This is a genomic window from Fodinicurvata halophila (assembly GCF_042651425.1).
Classification (GTDB): Bacteria; Pseudomonadota; Alphaproteobacteria; order Kiloniellales; family DSM-21159; genus Fodinicurvata; species Fodinicurvata halophila.
Genome location: NZ_JBHSCW010000001.1, coordinates 1 through 18,201, shown reverse-complemented (window position 1 = coordinate 18,201; position 18,201 = coordinate 1). Strand labels below are relative to the sequence as shown.

The 18,201-nt window shown below is 63.6% G+C and carries 20 protein-coding genes and 2 tRNA genes; 11 read left to right on the top strand and 11 right to left on the bottom strand.

The window, feature by feature from the left end; all coding sequences use genetic code 11:
• Positions 1-199: 199 nt before the first annotated feature.
• A complete protein-coding gene (locus ACFOW6_RS00110) occupies positions 200-526 on the top strand; it encodes a hypothetical protein (RefSeq protein WP_382419905.1) in 327 nt (108 codons plus the stop codon).
• A gap of 19 nt (positions 527-545) precedes the next feature.
• Here the strand turns inward: ACFOW6_RS00110 and ACFOW6_RS00105 are convergent, their stop codons facing one another.
• Both ACFOW6_RS00105 and gluQRS read right to left on the bottom strand, forming a co-directional pair.
• Complete coding sequence (locus tag ACFOW6_RS00105; protein ID WP_382419903.1) at positions 546-1,172, bottom strand: PAS domain-containing protein; 627 nt, start codon at positions 1,170-1,172, stop codon at positions 546-548.
• A gap of 148 nt (positions 1,173-1,320) precedes the next feature.
• On the bottom strand, positions 1,321-2,175 hold the full coding sequence (gluQRS, locus tag ACFOW6_RS00100) for a tRNA glutamyl-Q(34) synthetase GluQRS (protein WP_382419901.1): 855 nt from the start codon (positions 2,173-2,175) through the stop codon (positions 1,321-1,323).
• Positions 2,176-2,205: 30 nt separating this feature from the next.
• On the opposite strand from gluQRS, the gene ACFOW6_RS00095 reads away from it, so the two are divergent.
• The 3 genes from ACFOW6_RS00095 to ACFOW6_RS00085 all read left to right on the top strand — a co-directional run bounded on the left by ACFOW6_RS00095 (position 2,206) and on the right by ACFOW6_RS00085 (position 4,332).
• Entirely contained in the window at positions 2,206-2,862 is a 657-nt protein-coding gene (locus ACFOW6_RS00095; RefSeq protein ID WP_382419899.1) for a DNA-3-methyladenine glycosylase family protein, read from the top strand.
• Positions 2,863-2,923: 61 nt separating this feature from the next.
• Positions 2,924-3,601, top strand: coding sequence for an alpha/beta hydrolase (locus ACFOW6_RS00090; RefSeq protein WP_382419897.1), 678 nt, complete (start codon positions 2,924-2,926; stop codon positions 3,599-3,601).
• A gap of 173 nt (positions 3,602-3,774) precedes the next feature.
• Positions 3,775-4,332, top strand: coding sequence for an HNH endonuclease (locus ACFOW6_RS00085; RefSeq protein ID WP_382419895.1), 558 nt, complete (start codon positions 3,775-3,777; stop codon positions 4,330-4,332).
• A gap of 9 nt (positions 4,333-4,341) precedes the next feature.
• On the opposite strand, the gene ACFOW6_RS00080 is transcribed toward ACFOW6_RS00085, so the two are convergent.
• From ACFOW6_RS00080 to ACFOW6_RS00070, 3 genes are read right to left on the bottom strand one after another with little or no spacing between them, the layout of a single operon-like run.
• Positions 4,342-4,914 carry a demethoxyubiquinone hydroxylase family protein gene (locus ACFOW6_RS00080; protein ID WP_382419893.1) on the bottom strand — a complete coding sequence of 191 codons (573 nt, stop codon included), beginning with the start codon at positions 4,912-4,914 and terminating at the stop codon, positions 4,342-4,344.
• Positions 4,911-5,417: a disulfide bond formation protein B gene (locus ACFOW6_RS00075; protein WP_382419891.1), complete on the bottom strand. Its 507-nt coding sequence runs from the start codon at positions 5,415-5,417 to the stop codon at positions 4,911-4,913. Before ACFOW6_RS00075 ends, ACFOW6_RS00080 begins: the two co-directional genes overlap by 4 nt.
• A 29-nt stretch (positions 5,418-5,446) precedes the next feature.
• Complete coding sequence (locus ACFOW6_RS00070) at positions 5,447-6,034, bottom strand: YqaA family protein (protein ID WP_382419889.1); 588 nt, start codon at positions 6,032-6,034, stop codon at positions 5,447-5,449.
• Between the two features lie 167 nt (positions 6,035-6,201).
• On the opposite strand from ACFOW6_RS00070, the gene ACFOW6_RS00065 reads away from it, so the two are divergent.
• Positions 6,202-6,618 (top strand): nuclear transport factor 2 family protein, encoded by a 417-nt coding sequence (locus tag ACFOW6_RS00065; RefSeq protein WP_382419887.1) that lies wholly within the window; start codon positions 6,202-6,204, stop codon positions 6,616-6,618.
• A 16-nt stretch (positions 6,619-6,634) separates the two neighbouring features.
• On the opposite strand, the gene ACFOW6_RS00060 is transcribed toward ACFOW6_RS00065, so the two are convergent.
• Both ACFOW6_RS00060 and ACFOW6_RS00055 read right to left on the bottom strand, forming a co-directional pair.
• Positions 6,635-8,020 (bottom strand): aspartate aminotransferase family protein, encoded by a 1,386-nt coding sequence (locus ACFOW6_RS00060; RefSeq protein WP_382419885.1) that lies wholly within the window; start codon positions 8,018-8,020, stop codon positions 6,635-6,637.
• Positions 8,021-8,224: 204 nt separating this feature from the next.
• Positions 8,225-9,199, bottom strand: coding sequence for a threonine dehydratase (locus ACFOW6_RS00055; protein WP_382419883.1), 975 nt, complete (start codon positions 9,197-9,199; stop codon positions 8,225-8,227).
• Between the two features lie 87 nt (positions 9,200-9,286).
• On the opposite strand from ACFOW6_RS00055, the gene ACFOW6_RS00050 reads away from it, so the two are divergent.
• Positions 9,287-10,627: an aminotransferase-like domain-containing protein gene (locus ACFOW6_RS00050; protein ID WP_382419881.1), complete on the top strand. Its 1,341-nt coding sequence runs from the start codon at positions 9,287-9,289 to the stop codon at positions 10,625-10,627.
• Between the two features lie 6 nt (positions 10,628-10,633).
• On the opposite strand, the gene ACFOW6_RS00045 is transcribed toward ACFOW6_RS00050, so the two are convergent.
• Complete coding sequence (locus ACFOW6_RS00045; RefSeq protein WP_382419879.1) at positions 10,634-11,977, bottom strand: glutamine synthetase family protein; 1,344 nt, start codon at positions 11,975-11,977, stop codon at positions 10,634-10,636.
• A 115-nt stretch (positions 11,978-12,092) separates the two neighbouring features.
• Between ACFOW6_RS00045 and ACFOW6_RS00040 the strand changes: the two genes are divergently transcribed.
• Positions 12,093-13,382 (top strand): NAD(P)/FAD-dependent oxidoreductase, encoded by a 1,290-nt coding sequence (locus ACFOW6_RS00040; protein ID WP_382419877.1) that lies wholly within the window; start codon positions 12,093-12,095, stop codon positions 13,380-13,382.
• Between the two features lie 56 nt (positions 13,383-13,438).
• Here ACFOW6_RS00040 and ald read toward each other — a convergent pair whose 3' ends face one another.
• Positions 13,439-14,557: an alanine dehydrogenase gene (gene ald / locus ACFOW6_RS00035; protein WP_382419875.1), complete on the bottom strand. Its 1,119-nt coding sequence runs from the start codon at positions 14,555-14,557 to the stop codon at positions 13,439-13,441.
• Positions 14,558-14,645: 88 nt separating this feature from the next.
• Positions 14,646-15,998 (bottom strand): aspartate aminotransferase family protein, encoded by a 1,353-nt coding sequence (locus tag ACFOW6_RS00030; RefSeq protein WP_382419873.1) that lies wholly within the window; start codon positions 15,996-15,998, stop codon positions 14,646-14,648.
• Between the two features lie 144 nt (positions 15,999-16,142).
• Here ACFOW6_RS00030 and ACFOW6_RS00025 point away from each other — a divergent pair, with 144 nt between their 5' ends.
• Positions 16,143-16,709 (top strand): cupin domain-containing protein, encoded by a 567-nt coding sequence (locus ACFOW6_RS00025; RefSeq protein WP_382419871.1) that lies wholly within the window; start codon positions 16,143-16,145, stop codon positions 16,707-16,709.
• Here ACFOW6_RS00025 and ACFOW6_RS00020 read toward each other — a convergent pair.
• Positions 16,706-17,599: a TrmH family RNA methyltransferase gene (locus ACFOW6_RS00020; RefSeq protein ID WP_382419869.1), complete on the bottom strand. Its 894-nt coding sequence runs from the start codon at positions 17,597-17,599 to the stop codon at positions 16,706-16,708. The two genes, ACFOW6_RS00025 and ACFOW6_RS00020, sit on opposite strands and share 4 nt — an antisense overlap.
• A 161-nt stretch (positions 17,600-17,760) precedes the next feature.
• Between ACFOW6_RS00020 and ACFOW6_RS00015 the strand changes: the two genes are divergently transcribed.
• From ACFOW6_RS00015 to ACFOW6_RS00005, 3 genes are all read left to right on the top strand, one after another.
• A tRNA-Tyr gene (locus ACFOW6_RS00015) sits at positions 17,761-17,845 on the top strand.
• Positions 17,846-17,890: 45 nt separating this feature from the next.
• Positions 17,891-17,964, top strand: a tRNA-Gly gene (locus tag ACFOW6_RS00010).
• A 111-nt stretch (positions 17,965-18,075) separates the two neighbouring features.
• A partial coding sequence (locus ACFOW6_RS00005; RefSeq protein WP_382420996.1) for a GTP-binding protein occupies positions 18,076-18,201 on the top strand: 126 nt, incomplete at its 3' end.

The window sequence follows — 18,201 nt, the reverse complement described above, 5'->3', positions numbered from 1 at the left end:
TGCGGAAAGCAGAGGGAGGGCAATACGGAACGCGCTGAGCCGTGCTCGACTCCTTGACCGGAGCGGATGCTTCTGCTTATGCTTGCAACATGACGTATCCGGTTTTCATAGCAGATCGGCGAATTATTCGCCCGGCGCCGTAACGGTAGCCGGGACCTGAAGATATCGCTGACTTTTCTGCTAGACCGGAGTTCTTCCAATGACATCCGCTGTTGTGGCTTCCCAGGTTGCGGGAGCACCTGCCTCTGAAGGGCCTGAAGGCCGAACGGAGAGAGAGCCTGTTTTCTGTTTTTCCGTCCTGGGCGAGGCCGATCCAGGCTTGATGTCGCGTGTGCTGGAACTTTTCGCCAAGCGCAGCCTGGTTCCGCTGCGCTGGCACAGTGACCGGATCGGTCCCGAGCAACGGGAGCTTTCCATGGATTTCCAGGTGGGCGGGCTGACTCCGCATCTGGCGGACTACATCGCACGCTGCCTGCGCCAGATCCACGGGATCCGCACGGTTCTGATCTCGGAAAAGAGTATCTGAAGCCAGCCTTGCTTGGGCCTCAGGACAGAGCCGGTGTCATGCCGGGCAGGGTCAGATCACTCGGCCTGGCCTCGACCTGGAAGGAGATGCCGGCCGGTGGCGCCTTTTCCATGGCCTGGCTGCCCACGGTTTCCACCGTGGCAAGTGTCAGAGCACAGTCGGCTTCGATGCCGCTCGTGCTCAATGGCAGGATCAGCCTGCGGAAGGGCAGGAACTCTCGTCCCGGCAAGGCCAAGCGTCCGGTATAGAAGATCGGCATCCCGCTGTGCAGGCTGCGGTCGAGTATCTTCGTGCGACTCTTCAGATGACGTTCTGGCAGGAACTCGTCCAGACAGCGGCCCGTGGTTTCCATGTCCAGGGCCTCGACCATGGCTGTTCCGGACAGACGGCAAAGATAGCGCCCATTCTCCTGACGCGCATGAATCTGGATGAAGGGCAGCAGGGCCGGGATCTCCACAGGGTCAATATCGGTCTTGCGCGGCACCCCGGATCCCCGCTTGCTGCACCAGTAGTCGAGTAGCCTGATGAAACGGGCATGGGGAAGCGATTGCCGGAAGAAGCTGTTACTCTCCTCTGGCATGCTGTCGGAATAGAAGACCGCCGGGTTCCTGCCCGAATTCCAGTGCAGGTTTCGGAAAGGCCACATCAAGGTCATGTGCCTGCCCCCTAAAAGCTCAAATGCAAGACAAATACTAGTCTATCCGAGATTCAGTATCCAGTATATAATTAAATCAGAATGATATGAAACTTTCTTGTCACCTGACTTGCATGTTTCCTTGCAGCCTGGTGAGGGTTCAGAGCATTGAAAAACCAAGCCTTTGCCGGATGCTCTCCGGGCTGTGCCCCGCTATACGCAGGTTCTGGAGCGATAGCGCATCGTGCCGTTTGGCCAGGCGCTGACCGCTTTCATCGAGGATCAGGCGGTGATGCAGCCATTCCGGTTCCGGCAGGTCGAGCAGGACCTGCAGCAGCCTGTGCAGGTGGCTGGCCATGAAAAGGTCCTCGCCGCGCGTCACCAGCGTGACCTCCTGACGGGCATCATCCACGACCACGGAGAGGTGGTAGCTGGTGGCAATATCCTTGCGGGCCAGCACCACATCGCCCAGCAGATCAGGCTGCGCCTGCTGTCGACCGGCAGCCCGGTCGAACCAGGTCAGCGGCGGCGTGCGTCTCAAAGCCTCGGCCATGTCCAGACGCCAGGCATATGATTCTCCGGCTGCCAGGCGTTCGTCCCGCTCGCTCCGGGAAAGCCTGCGGCATGTCCCGGGATAGAGGGGGCCCTCCGGGCCGTGTGGCGCCCGGTCACTCTGTGCGATCTCGGTGGTGATCTCGCGACGCGTGCAGAAGCAGGGATAGAGCAGCTCTTTGGCCCGAAGTGTCTCAAGGGCCCTGCCGTGCTCCGACAGATGTGCGCTCTGGCGCTCGACCGGTTCCTCCCACACCAGGCCAAGCCAGCCCAGATCCTCCAGTATGCCGCCCTCGAATTCGGGACGGCAGCGGCCGCGGTCGATATCCTCCATGCGGATCAGGAAGCGCCCGTCCGGGCCGGCCTGTTCAGCGGCGAACAGTGCGGCATGGGCATGACCGAGATGCAGCCGACCGGTGGGAGAGGGGGCAAAGCGCGTGGTTTCCGACATGGGGGCGGACATAGCCTCTCCGAAGGGTTAAAGTCCAGTCGCATGACACAGCTGATGATCCAGGATGATACTTCCCTCAAGCACGCCCTGCAGGAGCTGGCCGAGACCGACAAGGATGTGGCGCGCGCGCTCTCGGAGGCCGGGCTGCCTCCGCTACGCTACCGGCCGCCGGGCTTTGCCACGCTGCTTCGCATCATCGTGGCCCAGCAGGTTTCGCTGGCTGCGGCGGCCACGATCTGGAGCCGCCTGGAAACCGCATGCCAGCCCCTGGAGCCGCGGCGGCTGCTGCAGCTTGGCGACGAGGACCTGAGGGCAGCCGGGCTGTCGCGCCAGAAACAGGGGTATGCCCGCTCGCTGGCGGAGCTGATGGCAGCAGGTGAGCTGGACCTCCAGGTCCTGGAGGAGCTGGATGACGAGGCCGCCGTGGCCCACATCACGCGGGTCAAGGGCCTGGGGCGCTGGTCGGCCGAGGTCTACCTGCTGTTCTCCCACGGTCGCCCCGATGTCTGGCCGGCCGATGATGTGGGCCTGATGATCGGCATGGAACGCTTGAAAAGATTGCCTGAAAGACCGACGGTGAAGGATATGCGGGTGCTGGGGGAAGACTGGCGCCCCTATCGCGCTGCAGCGGCCAGGCTGCTCTGGCACTATCGCCAGTTCGCCAGCGAAACGACAGGCGGGACGGACACCCTGCCCTGAATCAAGCCCGGAGGGCGGCGCGCCTGCCGGACAAACAACACACCAACCCGGAGTTATCTCAATGTCTTCAGCTATCTCCCTCGACGGCCCGCGCAGCGAGCCCGCGAACGGCGAAGCGCCGGAGAAACTTGTCATTCTGCTGCACGGGCTGGGCGCCGACGGGAACGATTTGATCGCGCTGGCACCCCTGTTCAGCCAGATCCTGCCCGAGGCGGCCTTCGTGGCTCCCAACGCACCGGAAGCCTGCGACATGGCGCCGTCGGGCTATCAGTGGTTCAGCCTTCAGGAACGCGAGCCACAGGCCTTGCACAAGGGCGCTGAGGCGGCGCGGACCTCGCTCGACGCCTTCATCGATCAGGAACTGGAACGTCACGGCCTGGAGGAAAAGGATCTTGTGGTCGTCGCCTTCAGCCAGGGCACCATGATAGCGCTCTATACCTGCCTGCGGCGTCCCAACGCCTGCGCCGGCATCGTCGGGTTCTCCGGCCTCCTGATCGACAACGGCCGTCTCGACGAGGAGATTCGGAGCCGTCCGCCAATCATGCTGATCCACGGGGAGGAAGACCCGGTGGTGCCGTTCGAGTGCATGGATGCTGCGGAGAAGACCCTGAGCGCCTGCGGCGTGCCGGTACAGACCCATGCCCGTCCGGAACTGGAGCATGGAATCGACCAGGACGGCCTGGTCATGGCGGCCGGATTCCTGCAGGCCGTTTTCGACAAGGAACTGGAGCAGGGATAACCGGCGGAGACAGGAAGGCCTGAGGAGCCGAATCCCAAATATGACATGGACGTTAAGTTTTCCACGGGCTTGGGCACAATATCTTGTGGCTTTTCTCAAATACCGCTATGTAAGAACATGTCTATGGGGATGTGACCCCCATTGAGTATGTTGAAACAGGTGGGAGTGGGGACGTGGCTTCGGCCGAAAGTTACCCATCTTTGGTTCTGAACGCGGATTTCCGTCCGCTCAGTTATTTTCCACTGTCTCTCTGGTGCTGGCAGGACAGTATCAAGGCCGTGTTCCTGGACCGGGTGAACGTCCTGTCGGAGTACGAGCACAAGGTTTCCTCGCCCACCTGTTCCATGCGTCTGCCCAGCGTCATTGCACTCAAGGAATACGTTCACCTGGACCGCCGACCGGCCTTTACCCGGTTCAACGTCTTCCTGCGCGACCGCTTCGAATGCCAGTACTGTGGCGACCGGCTGCCGGCTGAGGACCTGACCTTCGATCATGTCACCCCGCGCTCGCGCGGCGGCCGCACCACCTGGGAGAACGTGGTGACAGCCTGCCAGAGCTGTAACCTGATCAAGGGCAACCGCATGCCGTTCGATTGCGGGATGGTCCCGCTCAACGAGCCGGAACCGCCGAGCACGCGAACGTTGCAGCAGAATGGCCGGGCCTTCCCGCCCAATTTCCTGCACGAAAGCTGGAACGACTTCCTGTACTGGGACAGCGAACTGGAGGCTTGAGGCGGCCGCTCAGAACCGCTTGCTGAGCCAGATGGCCAGACGCGAGCCGGTCTTGATCGCAGCACTCAGGGCCTCGTAGCCAGGAGTCTGTTCGGCTTCGTGATCCAGGCCGATGTCCCGGTGTTCCAATTCCTCGGCACGGAAGCGGTCGATGGTCTGCCTCAGCTCCTGTTCCTCGGTCTCGTCGGCCAGGTCCTCGGACTGTTCGGCATAGTGCTGGTCGATGACCTCCTCGACAGCGACCGTACAGGCCATGGCCGCCTTCTCCCCCATCATGGCGGTGGCGGCGCCAAGGGCGAATCCGGCCATGTGCCACACCGGCTGCAGCAGGGTCGGCCGCACTTGCCGTTCGGGCAGCATCTTCTCGAAGGTCTGGAGGTGTTCGGCCTCCTGCTCCCACATGTGGCGGATCACGGGGGCGCTGGGACTGTCCGAGAGAACGGCAAGCTGTCCTTCGTAGATGCGTCGCGCCCCGTATTCCCCGGCATGATTGACGCGCAGCATGCTCTCCAGGCGGTCCCTGCGCGTGGGATCGCCCGGCAGCGGTGGACGGCGACGGGGCTTGTCCGGATTCTCGCTCATGACGCTCTCCTCTTTACCAGACCGGGGCCGAGCAGAGCGACGGCCGCCAGTCCCAGCGACAGGATGAAATTGTAACCTGCCATGGAGATACCGAACAGGGACCAGGCAACTTCGTCACAGCGCACGACAGGTGTCGCCAGCAGGGCGTCACGGAGTTCCTCTCGCGACTGGGCGGCGTCCAGTGCGGCGGTGGTGCAGCCGCTGGGCCCCTGCCACCATCCCTGTTCGATGCCGACGTGATAGGCGGCCAGACCGGCCCCGGTCAGGAGGGCAAGCCCGGCCAGAATCATCAGTGGCCGATGTGCGCGCTTCGGGACCAGCAACGCTGCCAAGGCCAGCACAAGGGCTGCCACATGGGCATAGCGCTGGTCGTGACAGAGTGCGCAGGGCAGGTAGCCGAAGCCGTATTGGAAGATCAGGGCCGCGGCCAGGGCCAACGCGCTGCCCAGGGCCACGACGAGGGCCGGCAGGCGAAAGGCGGAAAGGGGCAGGCGATCGGACATGGTTTAGAGATAGGCTCGCGACTCGGACATCAGAAGAGGTAGCGTACAGCAATGAAGCCGCCAAACAGCAGGATGAAGAAAAGAGCCGCCAATTGCGGCAGGTACTTTTCCACGAAACGTCGGATCGGCGGCCCAAAGTACCAGAGAAGCACGGCCAGCAGGAAGAAGCGGGCGCCGCGCGAAACCACCGAGGCCACCATGAAAACCACCGGGTCGAGGCTGGTGACGCCGCTGGCGATCGTTATGACCTTGTAGGGAAAGGGGGTGAAGCCGGCCCCGGCCACGATCCAGGCCCCCCATTCGTTGTAGGCGGCGGCGAACTCCGCGAAATCCTCGAGATAGCCATAGAAGGCCAGAATCGGCTCACCCAGGCTTTCAAACAGCGACGCTCCAATGGCATAGCCGGCCACCCCGCCGAGCACGGACCCCACCGTGGCTGTGGCGGCAACGGCCCAGGCCCGGCTGCGACAGGCCAGAATCATGGGCAGGATCAGGACATCGGGGGGAATGGGAAAGACGGAAGCCTCGATGAAGGCGACCAGGAAGAGCACCACCATCGCGTCGCGACGCGCGGAAAGGCGCAGGGTCCAGTCATAAAGCTGTCGCAGAGGCCGCAAGGAAAGAGTCCGATCACAGAGCGGGTGAAGCCAACACCGCTTTCTCCTATCAGGCTGTTTGCACTACGGCAACAATCCCCCACCGTGTTTTAAACCAGCGCATGGTTGAGCGATTCCTTCGCTTCGGGGATAGTAGGTCCATCTAGAACCTGCGCCCGGATTGCCCGATGCCGCATCGCCGCGAAGCCGTGCTGTTTGCCAACGAGGCCTTCTACCTGGCCTTCAACAATCGTGACCTGATGGCAATGGCCGACCTGTGGTCCAGCCAGCATCCCGTCGCCTGCATCCATCCCGGATGGGACCAGCTGCGCGGACGGCACGATGTGCTGGCCAGCTGGGAGGCGATCCTGGAGGGCGGCAAGGCGCCGGACGTGAGATGCCGGGGCGCCGATGTGCACTTCTACGGCACGCTTGCTGTCGTTGTCTGCTACGAGGTCATAGAGGACATGGTTCTGGTGGCGACGAACATCTTCGTCGAGGAGGACGAGAGCTGGAAAATGGTCCAGCACCAGGCAAGTCCCTGCCAGAATCCTCCGGATGACCTGGGCGAGGGACGGCCGGGCGAGGAACCGACCCTGCAATAGCGCCACCGGTTTCCCGTCAGGCCCGGCCCAGCTCAGCGGCCGTCCGGTCAAGGCTGGCGCGCAGTCCGTCGACCAACTGGTCGATCTGGGACATCTCTATGATGAGCGGCGGACTGAAGACCATTGTGTCGCGCACGGCGCGCAGGATGATGTTGCTGGCGAAACAATGGTCTCGGCAGATCTGGCCGGCCGTGCTCTTGTCGTCCCAGCGACTGCGGGCCTGCTTGTCCTTCACGAGCTCCACCGCCCCGATCAAGCCCTCGCTGCGGACCTCGCCCACCAGCGGGTGATCCAGAAGCTCCTGGAGCCGGGCCTTGAGGTGCGGTCCGGTTTCCTCGTGGGTGCGGCGGACGAGGTCCTCCTGTTCCAGAAGGGAGATGTTGGCCAACGCCACGGCGCAGGCCGCGGGATGGCCGGAATAGGTGTAACCGTGCGCGAACTCGCCGCCTTGCTCGATCAGCTTGCCGGCGATGTGCGCACTGACCATGACGGCGGACAGTGGCAGGTAGCCCGAGGTGATTCCCTTGGCGAGCGTCATCATGTCGGGTTCGATGCCGAAGCGTTCGCTGCCAAACATATGGCCCGTACGCCCGAAGCCGCAGATGACCTCGTCGGCCACCAGCAGCACATCGTACTTGCGGCAGATGCGTTGCACCTCCGGCCAGTAGCTTTCCGGCGGCATGAGCACGCCCCCGGCGCCCATGATCGGCTCGCCGATGAAGGCGGCCACGGTCTCAGGGCCCAGTTCCAGGATCTTCTCCTCGACGGCGCGGGCGGCCTGCAGCCCGAATTCCTCGGGGGAGAGGTCGCCCCCGAAATCGTACCAGTAGGGCGGCGTGACATGATGGAAGCCCTCGAGCGGTAGGCCGTAGCCCTGCTGCATGGGTTTCATGCCGCCCAGGGAGGCCGAGGCCATGGTGCTGCCGTGATAGGCATAGGTCCGGCTGATGAAGTTGCTTTTTTCGGGTTTGCCGGCTTTCTGCCAATAGAAGCGCGCCATCCGCACCACGCTGTCGTTGGATTCCGAGCCCGAGGAGCCATAGAACACATAGTCGAGATCGCCCGGGGCAAGTTCCGCCAGCTTCTCTGCCAATTCCACGGTTGGAGGCGTCGCCGTCTTGAAGAAGCTGTTGTAGTAGGGCAGTTCCAGCATCTGGTCATAGGCGCTGCGTGCCAGTTCTTCGCGGCCGTAACCGAGGTTGACGCACCACAGGCCGGCCATCCCGTCGAGGATTTGCTGGCCCTCGGAATCATAGAGATGCACGCCTTCGCCGCGCACGATGATGCGGCTGCCGCCATCGCGGGTCTTTAGCGTCCTGTAGTCGGAAAAGGGGTTGAGGTGATGCCTGACGTCCAGGTCGCGCCAGCGCGCAGTGGAATTGCGGTTCAGTTCTTCGGTCATGGGTCCGGTTCTCCGTTGGAAGGGGGTATCGGGCGGAAAACCGGCACCTTACGGATTGTAGTCGATCCGGGCGCAGAGAATAAGCAGTTCGGAAAGGCGGGTACGGGGACTGACGAAGGCCATCCTGATTGTCCAGAACTCACATAGAAGCGCGAGTATGCCCCGGCCCGCACAAAGATGCAAAGGGCTGCGTCGGCACCGCTGTCATGCGGCGCGCGGCGTTTCCTCCCGCGAAAGCAGGCGCACCAGAAGGTCGCGCGCGATATTGCCGCCTGAGAGCACCACGCCGACCTTCTTGCCGGCCAGCCTGTCGCGTTCCTGAAGCGCGGCGGCCAAGGGAGCAGCGCCGGCTCCTTCGGCCAGGTTGTGAGTATCGGTGTAGTAGGCGCGAATGGCGTCGGCGATTTCCTCTTCCTCGAGGGTGACCATGCGTTCGGCGCCGGCGCGGACCATCTCCAGCGCTTCGTCCATGGGCTGGCGGCAGGCCATGCCGTCGGCCAGGGTTTCCGCCTTTTCGGTGGAGATTACGCGGCCGGCTTCATAGGAGAGCGCATAGGCCGGTGCCCCCTTGGTGACGACGCCGACGATCTGTGTCGAGAGTCCCATCAGGTCGCGTGTGCGGATCAGGCCGCAGATGCCCGAGCCCATGCCGATGGGGGCGTAGACGACGTCCAGGTCCGGTTGGGCCGCAAAGAACTCCTTGGCATAGGTGGCGACACCGGTAACGAGGTGTGGGTGGAAGGAGGGCACGCTTTCCAGGCCTTCGCGTTCGGCCAGCTCGGCGGCCACGGAGCGCGCCTCGTCGAAATCCTTGCCGGATTCTACCAGTCGGGCGCCGAGTGCGCGCATGGCGGCATTCTTTTCCGGACAGTTGCCTTCCGGGACCACGATGGTGACTGAGATGCCGTGCCGCTGTCCGGCGAAGGCCAGGCTCTGGCCGTGGTTGCCGCGGGTGGCGCTGACGATCCCCTTCAGTGGTGCGGCCGAGGCCCGCCGGTTCTTCATGTAGACCAGACCGCCGCGGATCTTGAAGGCGCCGACCGGTGTGTGGTTCTCGTGCTTGACCCAGAGTTCGGTCCCCAGGCGCGCGGAGAGCTGCGGCCAGCAGATCTGCGGCGTGGGCGGCAGGGCCTCCCGCACGATGGTTTCGGCTTGATCGAGATCGGCCGCGGAGAACATTCCGGTTTCCTTCATCCGTTCATGAGCTTGACCTTCACACTGCGGTGGGTAATTGTATGGGTCAACAGATATATTGTATGGGTTACAATGTGGACACCGAGACTCGAGGGACGGAACAGCGTCAAGTACCTGGCGATCGTCGAGGCGTTGTCGGATGCCGTCACCCAGGGCGAGCTGAGACCGGGCGACCGTTTGCCGCCACAGCGCGACCTGGCCTGGCGCCTCGATGTGAATCTCAGCACAGTCACCCAGGCCTATCGCGAGGCGGCCCGCCGGCACCTGGTGGGCGGGGAGGTCGGGCGCGGCACCTATGTCCTGCCGGAAAGCCGAGAGGCCACACTGTTCAAGCTGAAAGAACCGGACAGCCGCCATGGCCTCGATCTTTCCACCAACGTACCAGCGCGCCAGCCGGGAAACCGCGACCTGGAGGGGGCTCTGCAGGAGCTGATTGCGCGCGGAGATCTGGAAACCGCCCAAGGCTATCACGAACCCCGCCTTCTGGAGCGGGCAGGAGTGGCAGGCTCGCAGTGGCTGGCACAACGCGGGCTGCAGGTATCGCCCGCAGCGGTCGTGCCTTGCGCCGGGGCGCAACAGGCCCTTGCCGCGGCGTTGCAATCCATTTGCCGGCCGGGGGATTCCGTCCTGGTGGAGGAACTGACCTTTCCCGGCATGAAGGCCGTTGCCCGGCAACTGCATTTGCGACTGGTCCCGGTGGCCATGGATTCACAGGGCTGTACGCCGGAGGCGCTGGCCCGAGCCGCCGAGGCGAGTGACGCCCGGGTCGTGGTGCTGGTGCCCCTGTTGCAGAATCCAACCGGCGCCCTGGCCGGCGCCGAGCGCTGCCGCAGCCTGGCGGAAGTCATAAGGCAACGCGGGCTGACCCTGGTGGAGGACGACGTCTACGGGGCGCTGACCGATCGCCCTCCGCTGTCGGGTTATCTGCCGGAGCAGTCCCTGCTTGTAACCAGTCTGTCCAAGGCCGCTGTGCCCGGCGTGCGCTTCGGCATGATCGCGGGGGCGGCTTCGCTGATCGCGCCGTTACGCGAAGAGACGCATGCCACGACCTGGCTGCTCTCGCCCCTGGCCCTGGAACTGGCCTGCCTGTGGATTGCGGACGGGACGGTGCAGCGCCGTTTGGAGTGGCAGAAGGGCGAGATGACGGCGCGCTGGAAATTGGCCCGGCGGGTCCTCCCGATGGGAGCGGAGCTGCCGGCGGCCCCGCATGTTTGGTTGCCGGTAGCGGGGGATGCCGAAGCCATGGCCGAGCGCTGCCGACGCCGGCAGGTCGAAGTGGTGGCCTCGCGCACTTTTGCGGTACGTCGGGAGGTGCCCCAGGGATTGCGGCTCAGCCTGACCACCCCAGCGACCCGCGCCGAACTGCAGGAGGCCCTGAGCCGGGTGGCCGAAGTGTTCGCGGAAACAAGCTGAATCGGCTCAGACGTTCTGCAGCAGGTGCTCGCGTTCCCAGGAGGAGATCACCTGCTGATAGGCATCCAGCTCGGCATCCTTGACGGCGGAAACGGCGGCCACGAACTGGTCGCCCAGCACGTTCTTCAGGCCGCGATGCGAGGAAAAGCGGTTGAGGGCATCATAGAGGGTGCGCGGCAGGGTATGGGCCAGTCGATAGGCGCTGCCCTCGATGGGGGCGCGTGGCGTAAGCTTCTCCTGCATCCCGAGGTATCCGCAGGCAAGCGATCCGGCCAGCGCGAGATAGGGATTGGCGTCTGCGCCCGGCACGCGGTTCTCCACCCGTCGGTCCTGGACTCCGGAATGGGGCACGCGCAGGCCGACTGTCCGGTTGTCATAGCCCCAGTGGGTGTTGATGGGGGCATCGGTGTCGGGCATGAGCCGCCGATAGGAGTTCACGTAGGGCGCAAACAGCGGCATGGTGGCGGGAAGGTAGCGCTGCAATCCCGCGATATACTCCTGGAAGAGGCGGCTGTCCTTGCCGTTCTGGTTGGCGAAGGCATTACGCTTCGTCTTCATGTTGAGCAGGCTCTGATGGATATGCATCGAGCTGCCGGGCTCACCCTGCATGGGCTTGGACATGAAGGTCGCATAGACATTGTGGCGCAGCCCGGCCTCGCGAACCGTGCGCTTGAACAGGAAGGCCTGGTCCGCCTGCAGCAGGGCCTCGCCGTGGTTGAAATTCATCTCCATCTGGGCCGCCCCGGCCTCGTGGGTCAGGGTGTCGATGTCGACTCGCTGGGCATCGCAGAAGTCGTAGACCTCCTCGAACATGGGGTCGAATTCGTTGACGGCGTCCACGCCATAGGACTGGCGCGAGGTTTCGCGACGCCCCGAGCGGCCGATCGGCGGCTGGAGCGGATAGTCGGGATCGTCATTGCGGTCGACCAGGTAGAACTCCAGTTCCACCGCGACCTGAGGCAGGTAGTTCTTGGCCTGGAAGAGCTTCAGGACCCGCTTGAGAACATGGCGGGCGGCAAACGGCACCGGCGTGTGGTCGAAGTAATAGGGATCGCAGATGACCTGGGCCGTCGGCTCCTCGTACCAGGGGACCAGCCGCATGGTCTCTTCGTCGGGCACCAGATAGACGTCCGAAGTGGCTGGGTTGGTCACTCCGTCGTTTTCGGGATAGCTGCCGGTGACGGTCTGGACGAAGATCGATTCCGGTACGCGCAGGCCATTGCTACGCAAACCCTTTATGAACTTGCTGGCCGGCAGGATCTTGCCGCGGGCAATTCCGGCCATGTCGGGCACGAGGCATTCGACTTCCTCGATGTTATTCTCCTGCAGGAAGTCTTCTATGAAGGACATGATGGGAACTCTGTCTGCTTGAGGCTGTGGAAGAAGGGCTGCCCGGAGAGCGTGTGGGCGACCCTGTTGTTCGCCATGATTGTTTTTTCGTCCGTTAAGGGTCAGAACGTATCTTATGAAACACGAGGATGCCATCGATTCCTATTACCGCGCGAGCCTGAGCGTACCGCCGCTGCGGCCGAGCCTGCAGGAGTCCGTGCAGGCGGATGTCTGCGTGATCGGGGGCGGATACACTGGATTGAGCACGGCCCTGGAACTGGCCGAACGCGGCCTGGACGTGGTTCTGCTCGAGGCACGCAGTATCGGATGGGGTGCCAGCGGGCGGAACGGAGGACAGGTCTGTTCCGGGTTCTCGGCCTACACCGACAAGCTCGAGGCCGCGGTCGGTCGCGAAGACGCACGGCGGCTCTTCGACATGGCCGAGGAAGCCAAGACGATCATCCGGAACCGCGTTGAGACGCATGATATCGCCTGTGATCTGAAGTGGGGCTATTACCTGGCCGCGGAACGGCCCCGCGAACTTCGGGATGTCGAGGCCTGGCAGGAGGATTGGGCTAGGAACTACGACTATCACCAGCTGAAAGTGGTGCCGACTGCAGAGGACTCGCGCCGCCATGTCAACAGCCCGCTCTATATAGGCGGAATCCATGATGCCGGTGCCGGTCACCTGCACCCCCTGGCCTACTGCCTGGGATTGGCGCGTGCCGCCGAAACGGCCGGTGTGCGGATCTTCGAGCAATCCCCCGTGTCCCGCATCAAGCGCGGGGCCAGTCCCGGCGCACAGACGGAGAGCGGCCCCGAGGTCCACGCGAAGTTCCTGGTGATGGCCTGCAATGCCCATCTGGGCCAACTGGTGCCGGAATTGGCCCGGACCATCATGCCGGTAGGCACATACATGGCGGCCACACCGCCTTTGGGAGAGTCGCGCGCGGCCGAGCTGATCCCAACCGACGAGGCCGTCGCGGACCTGAAGTTCGTACTGAACTACTACCGGCTTTCCGCGGATCACCGTTTGCTGTTCGGGGGACGGGTCAGCTATTCCACAATGATGCCGCCCGACCTGCCGCGGGCCATGCGCCGGTCCATGCTGCGCGTCTTTCCGCAGCTGGCGGAGGTCGATTTCGACTATGTCTGGGGCGGTTATGTGGCCATCACCATGGATCGGGCGCCGCATCTGGGACGACTGGACGAGACCGTCTATTTCGCTCAGGGCTATTCCGGCCAGGGTGTGAGCCTCAGTGCGATCGCCGGACGTGTCCTGGCCGAGGCCATCAGCGGCCAGGCCGCTCGGTTCGATATCTTCGCGCGCCTGCCGCACCAGCCGTTCCCGGGCGGGCGGTTCCTGCGCACGCCGATGCTGGCACTGGCCATGCTCTGGTACCGCCTGCGCGATCTCATGCCGTAAGAAAGAGCCCGGCCGCATCCTGCGGACCGGCCTCGATCCCGTAATCGGCAGTGGTGTCAGATACCGATAGCTTCCTGGGGGCGGACGGAAGACATCCCGTGTGCCTCGGCCACCGCGGCGTAGGTGATCTGGCCATGGGCCACGTTCAGGCCCTGCATCAGGTGTTCGTTCTCGGCAAGCGCCCGCTTCCAGCCCTTGTTCGCCAGGGCAAGCGTGAAGGGCAGTGTGGCGTTGTTCAGTGCCTGGGTCGACGTGCGCGCCACGGCACCCGGCATGTTGGCCACGCAGTAATGCACCACGTCGTCCACCAGATAGGCGGGATTGTCGTGGGTGGTGGCCTTCGAGGTTTCGAAGCAGCCGCCCTGGTCGATGGCCACGTCCACCAGCACGGTGCCGGGCGCCATCTCGGAGACCATCTTGCGGGTCACCAGCTTGGGGGCGGCGGCACCGGGCACCAGCACGCAGCCGATCACCAGGTCGGCCTCCACGCAGTGGGCCTCGATGGCGTCGACGGTTGAATAGATCGTGTTGAGCCTGGAATCGAAGATGGTGTCCAGTTCGTTCAGGCGCTCCAGGGACTTGTCGATTACGGTCACCTCGGCGCTCATGCCCATGGCCATGCGCGCCGCATTCATGCCGGAAACGCCACCACCCAGGATCACCACCTTGGCGGGATTGACCCCCGGGACACCGCCAAGCAGGACGCCCTTGCCCTGTTGCTCCTTCTCCAGGCAATGCGCGCCCACCTGGACGGACATGCGCCCGGCGACTTCGCTCATCGGCGCCAGCAGGGGCAGGCGGCCGTGACGGTCGGTCACCGTTTCATAGGCGATGGCAATGCTGCCGGAGTCGAGCAGGCCCTGGGTCTGGGTCAGGTCGGGGGCCAGGTGCAGGTAGGTGAAGAGCACCTGATCCTCGCGCAGCATCTTGCATTCCTGAGGCTGCGGCTCCTTAACCTTGACGATCATCTCGGCCTTTTCAAAGACCTCCGCGGCCGTGCCAACGATGCTGGCGCCGGCCTCGGTATAATCCTGGTCGGGGAAGCCGATACCGTCGCCGGCCCCGCTTTCCACCAGGACCTGATGGCCGTTGTGAGCCAGTTCGCGGACAGAGGTCGGTGTCAGACCGACGCGGAATTCCTTCGTTTTGATCTCTCTGGGGACACCAACCAGCATGGCCGTTCTCTCCATTCTTCAGTGGTAGACACGTTCAAATAAAGATGTCCCGGCCGCTGGGCCGGGACATCGTGGTGGAAAGTCCTCGTCAATCGAGGTTTTCCAGAACCTCGCGCAGGGTCGTGTACATCTGGTCGATCTGAGGCTTGTCGACGATCAGCGGCGGCGAAAGCGCGATGATATCGCCAGTCACGCGGATCAGGAGGCCCTTCTCGAAGCAGCGCTTGAAGGCTTCGTAGCCGCGCGCCCCTGGTGCTCCGGGACGCGGCTCCAGCTCGATTCCGGAGATAAGGCCAAGGTTGCGCAAGTCGATGACATGGCGCGTGCCCTTCAGGGAGTGCACCGCCTCCTCCCAGTAGGGGGCGAGCTCGTTGGCCCGTTCGAACAGCCCTTCCTCATTGTAGACGTCGAGTGTGGCCAGACCAGCAGCGGCGGCAACCGGGTGACCCGAATAGGTATAGCCATGGAAGAGCTCGATGGTATTGCCGCTCTCGTCCGCCCAATCCATGAAGGCGTCGTAGATGCCCTTGCGGCAGATCACGCCACCCATGGGGATCACGCCGTTGGTCAGTCCCTTGGCGCAGGTGATGATGTCGGGCTTGACCCCGAAGTATTCCGTGGCGAAAGGCTTGCCGAGGCGCCCGAACCCGGTGATCACCTCGTCGAAGATCAGCAGGATGCCGTGGCGGTCGCAGATCTCGCGCAGGCGCTTCAGGTAGTCCTGCGGCGGGATCAGGACGCCGGTGGAGCCGGCCACGGGTTCCACGATCACGGCGGCGATGGTACTGGCATCATGCAGTTGAACGATGCGCTCCAGTTCGTCGGCCAGATGGGCACCCCATTGCGGCTGGCCGCGGGTGAAGGCGTTGTGCTCGAGGTTATGGGTGTGCGGCAGGTGGTCCACGCCGTTCATGAGCGGGCCGAAGAACATGCGGTTCTTGACGATGCCGCCCACGGAGATGCCGCCGAAGCCGGTGCCGTGATAGCCGCGCTCGCGTCCGATCAGGCGCGTGCGCGCCGCATCGCCGCGCACCCGGTGATAGGCGAGCGCGATCTTGAGTGCGGAGTCCACGGCTTCCGATCCGGAATTGCAGAAGAAGACATGCTCGTAATCGCCCGGCAGCATGGAGCGGATGCGCGAGGCGAGCTCGAAGGGCAGGGGATGACTGACCTGGAAGGAGGGGGCGTAGTCCAGGTGGGACACCACCTGCTGCACGGCCTCGACGATCTTCTCCCGGCCGTGGCCGGCGTTGCAGCACCACAGGCCCGCCGTTCCGTCCAGTATCTCGCGACCGTCCGCGCTGGTGTAGTGCATGCCCTTGGCCGAAGTCACCAGCATGGGATCCTTCTTGAACTGCCGGTTCCAGGTGAATGGCATCCAATAGGGCTCAAGGTTGTTCGGAGTGGCATCCGCATTGACGTTCAGAGCTGTGCCATCCATGACGATCCTCCATCTCGGATACAGAATTGGCGGCACGATAGCATGATAAGGAAAATTGACAAAATAACTTTCAGACCCATGATATCCTGGGAATGTCATTCGATACGTTAAATATATTTAACGATCTAAAGCGGAGCCCCGACGATGCACGGACTTGAGGATGACGATCCCGGCGTCGGCCAGCGCCTCAGGAATTTCAGGCAGATGCACAATCTGTCCCAGCGTGAGCTGGCCAAGCGTGCCGGGGTCTCCAACGCGGTCATCTCGCTGATCGAGCAGAACAAGAGCAGCCCCTCGGTGGGCATGCTGAAGAAGGTGCTGGCCGGCATTCCGATCAGCCTCGCCGATTTCTTCAGTCTCGAGCAATCGCCGCGCAGCCGCATCTTCTATCGCGCCGACGAACTCTTCGAGATCGCCGGGGGCGACATCAGCTATCGTCAGGTCGGTCGGGACCTGCGCGGGCGCGCCATGCAGGTCCTGCATGAACGCTACGCGCCCGGGGCCGATACCGGAGAAGCCCTGTTGCGCCATGACGCCGAGGAGTCGGGCGTGATCATCCGCGGGGAACTGGAGGTGACGGTGGGAGACCAGCGTCGGGTCCTGAAGACCGGGGAGGCCTTCTATTTCGACAGCCGCGTGCCCCACCGCTTCCGCAATCCGGGCGAGGAGACATGCGAAGTCATAACGGCCTGCACGCCGCCCAGTTTCTAGCCAGAGGTCTCTGCGTGCCGATTTTCCGCGCCGCGCGCGAGCAGCTCATAGAGGGCAACGGCCGCGGCATTGGAGACGTTCAGGTCCTGCAGGCTGCCTGGGGTCGGCAGGCGGACCAGCAGGTCGCAGCGTTCGCGGGTCAGGCGGCGCAGGCCTGCGCCCTCCGCCCCCAGGCACAGGACGAGACGTTCCGGCAGATCGGCCTCCGGCAGCGGCGCGCTGGCTTCTGAAGCCAGTCCGAAGACCCAGAAACCTGCCTCTTTCAGCTGGTCCAGGCTGCGCGCCAGGTTCGTGACCTGTATATAGGGAACGCTCTCGAGGCCGCCGCTGGCAGACTTGGCCAGGGTGCCGGTTTCCGCCGGGGCATGCCGTTCGGTGTTGAGCACCGCCAGGCCGCCGAAGACGGCCGCCGAACGGAGTATGGCGCCAACGTTGTGCGGGTCGCTTACCTGGTCGAGGGCCACAAGCACTTGCCGCCCCGGGGGCAAGCCGTCCAGGAGCTCGTGCAGATCCGGGGTGGAGAGAGGCGCGGTCAGCAGCGCTATTCCCTGATGCACGGCGCCGGGCGGAAGCAGGGCCCCCATCTCGTCCCGGTCGAGCTGTTCGGGTTCCGGCAAGCGTAATTCGGGCCGCTCGAAAAGCCCGGCCAGTTGCTTGGCCTGGCCGGGTTCCGGTTCGCCCGAGAGGACCAGCCGGTGGCACTGCCGATGCGGGTTTCCCAGGGCCGCCAGACAGGCATGCCAGCCATACAGCCAGAGGCCGGATCGCGGTTTCGAGTCGCGTTGCCGCGACGGGGTGCCTCTCTCCTGCCGGCGGGGCTCTGGGCGCTTGCCGTGCTGGGTCCGCGAGGGGTTGGTATCCGGTGAGAGTTTCTTGCGTTTGCGGCTCATGGGGCCTACTATCAGCCCTAACTTACAGCATGACGCAAGGTTCTTAATCCATCCTCGCCGGAGGGCAGGGGCGGACGGGAATCTTTCGTCATGTTTACGGTTGACAGGCGGTCTATGAATCAACATAGATCACCGCTCTATCGTGTGCCCGGCGATCCTTCGGAGGAGTGCCCGAGTGGTTAAAGGGGACGGACTGTAAATCCGTTGGCTTCGCCTACGTTGGTTCGAATCCAACCTCCTCCACCAACCTGGCCGGAGCACATAGATAGAGAAGTGGCGGTCGATCCGTGTGCGGGTGTAGCTCAATGGTAGAGCCCCAGCCTTCCAAGCTGGTGGTGTGGGTTCGATTCCCATCACCCGCTCCAGTTCGGTCCGCGGTTTTCCCGGGTCAGGCCCTGCCTGCCGAAGCAATCGAAGGCCCACGTTCGGTCTATACAGGAAACAAGCGAATCGGATAGCAGAAAGTCTGGATTAAGATGGCGAAGGCGAAATACGAGCGGACGAAGCCGCACTGCAACATTGGGACGGTTGGTCACGTTGACCATGGAAAGACGACGCTGACGGCTGCGATTACGAAGGTCATGGCGGAGTCTGGGACGGGC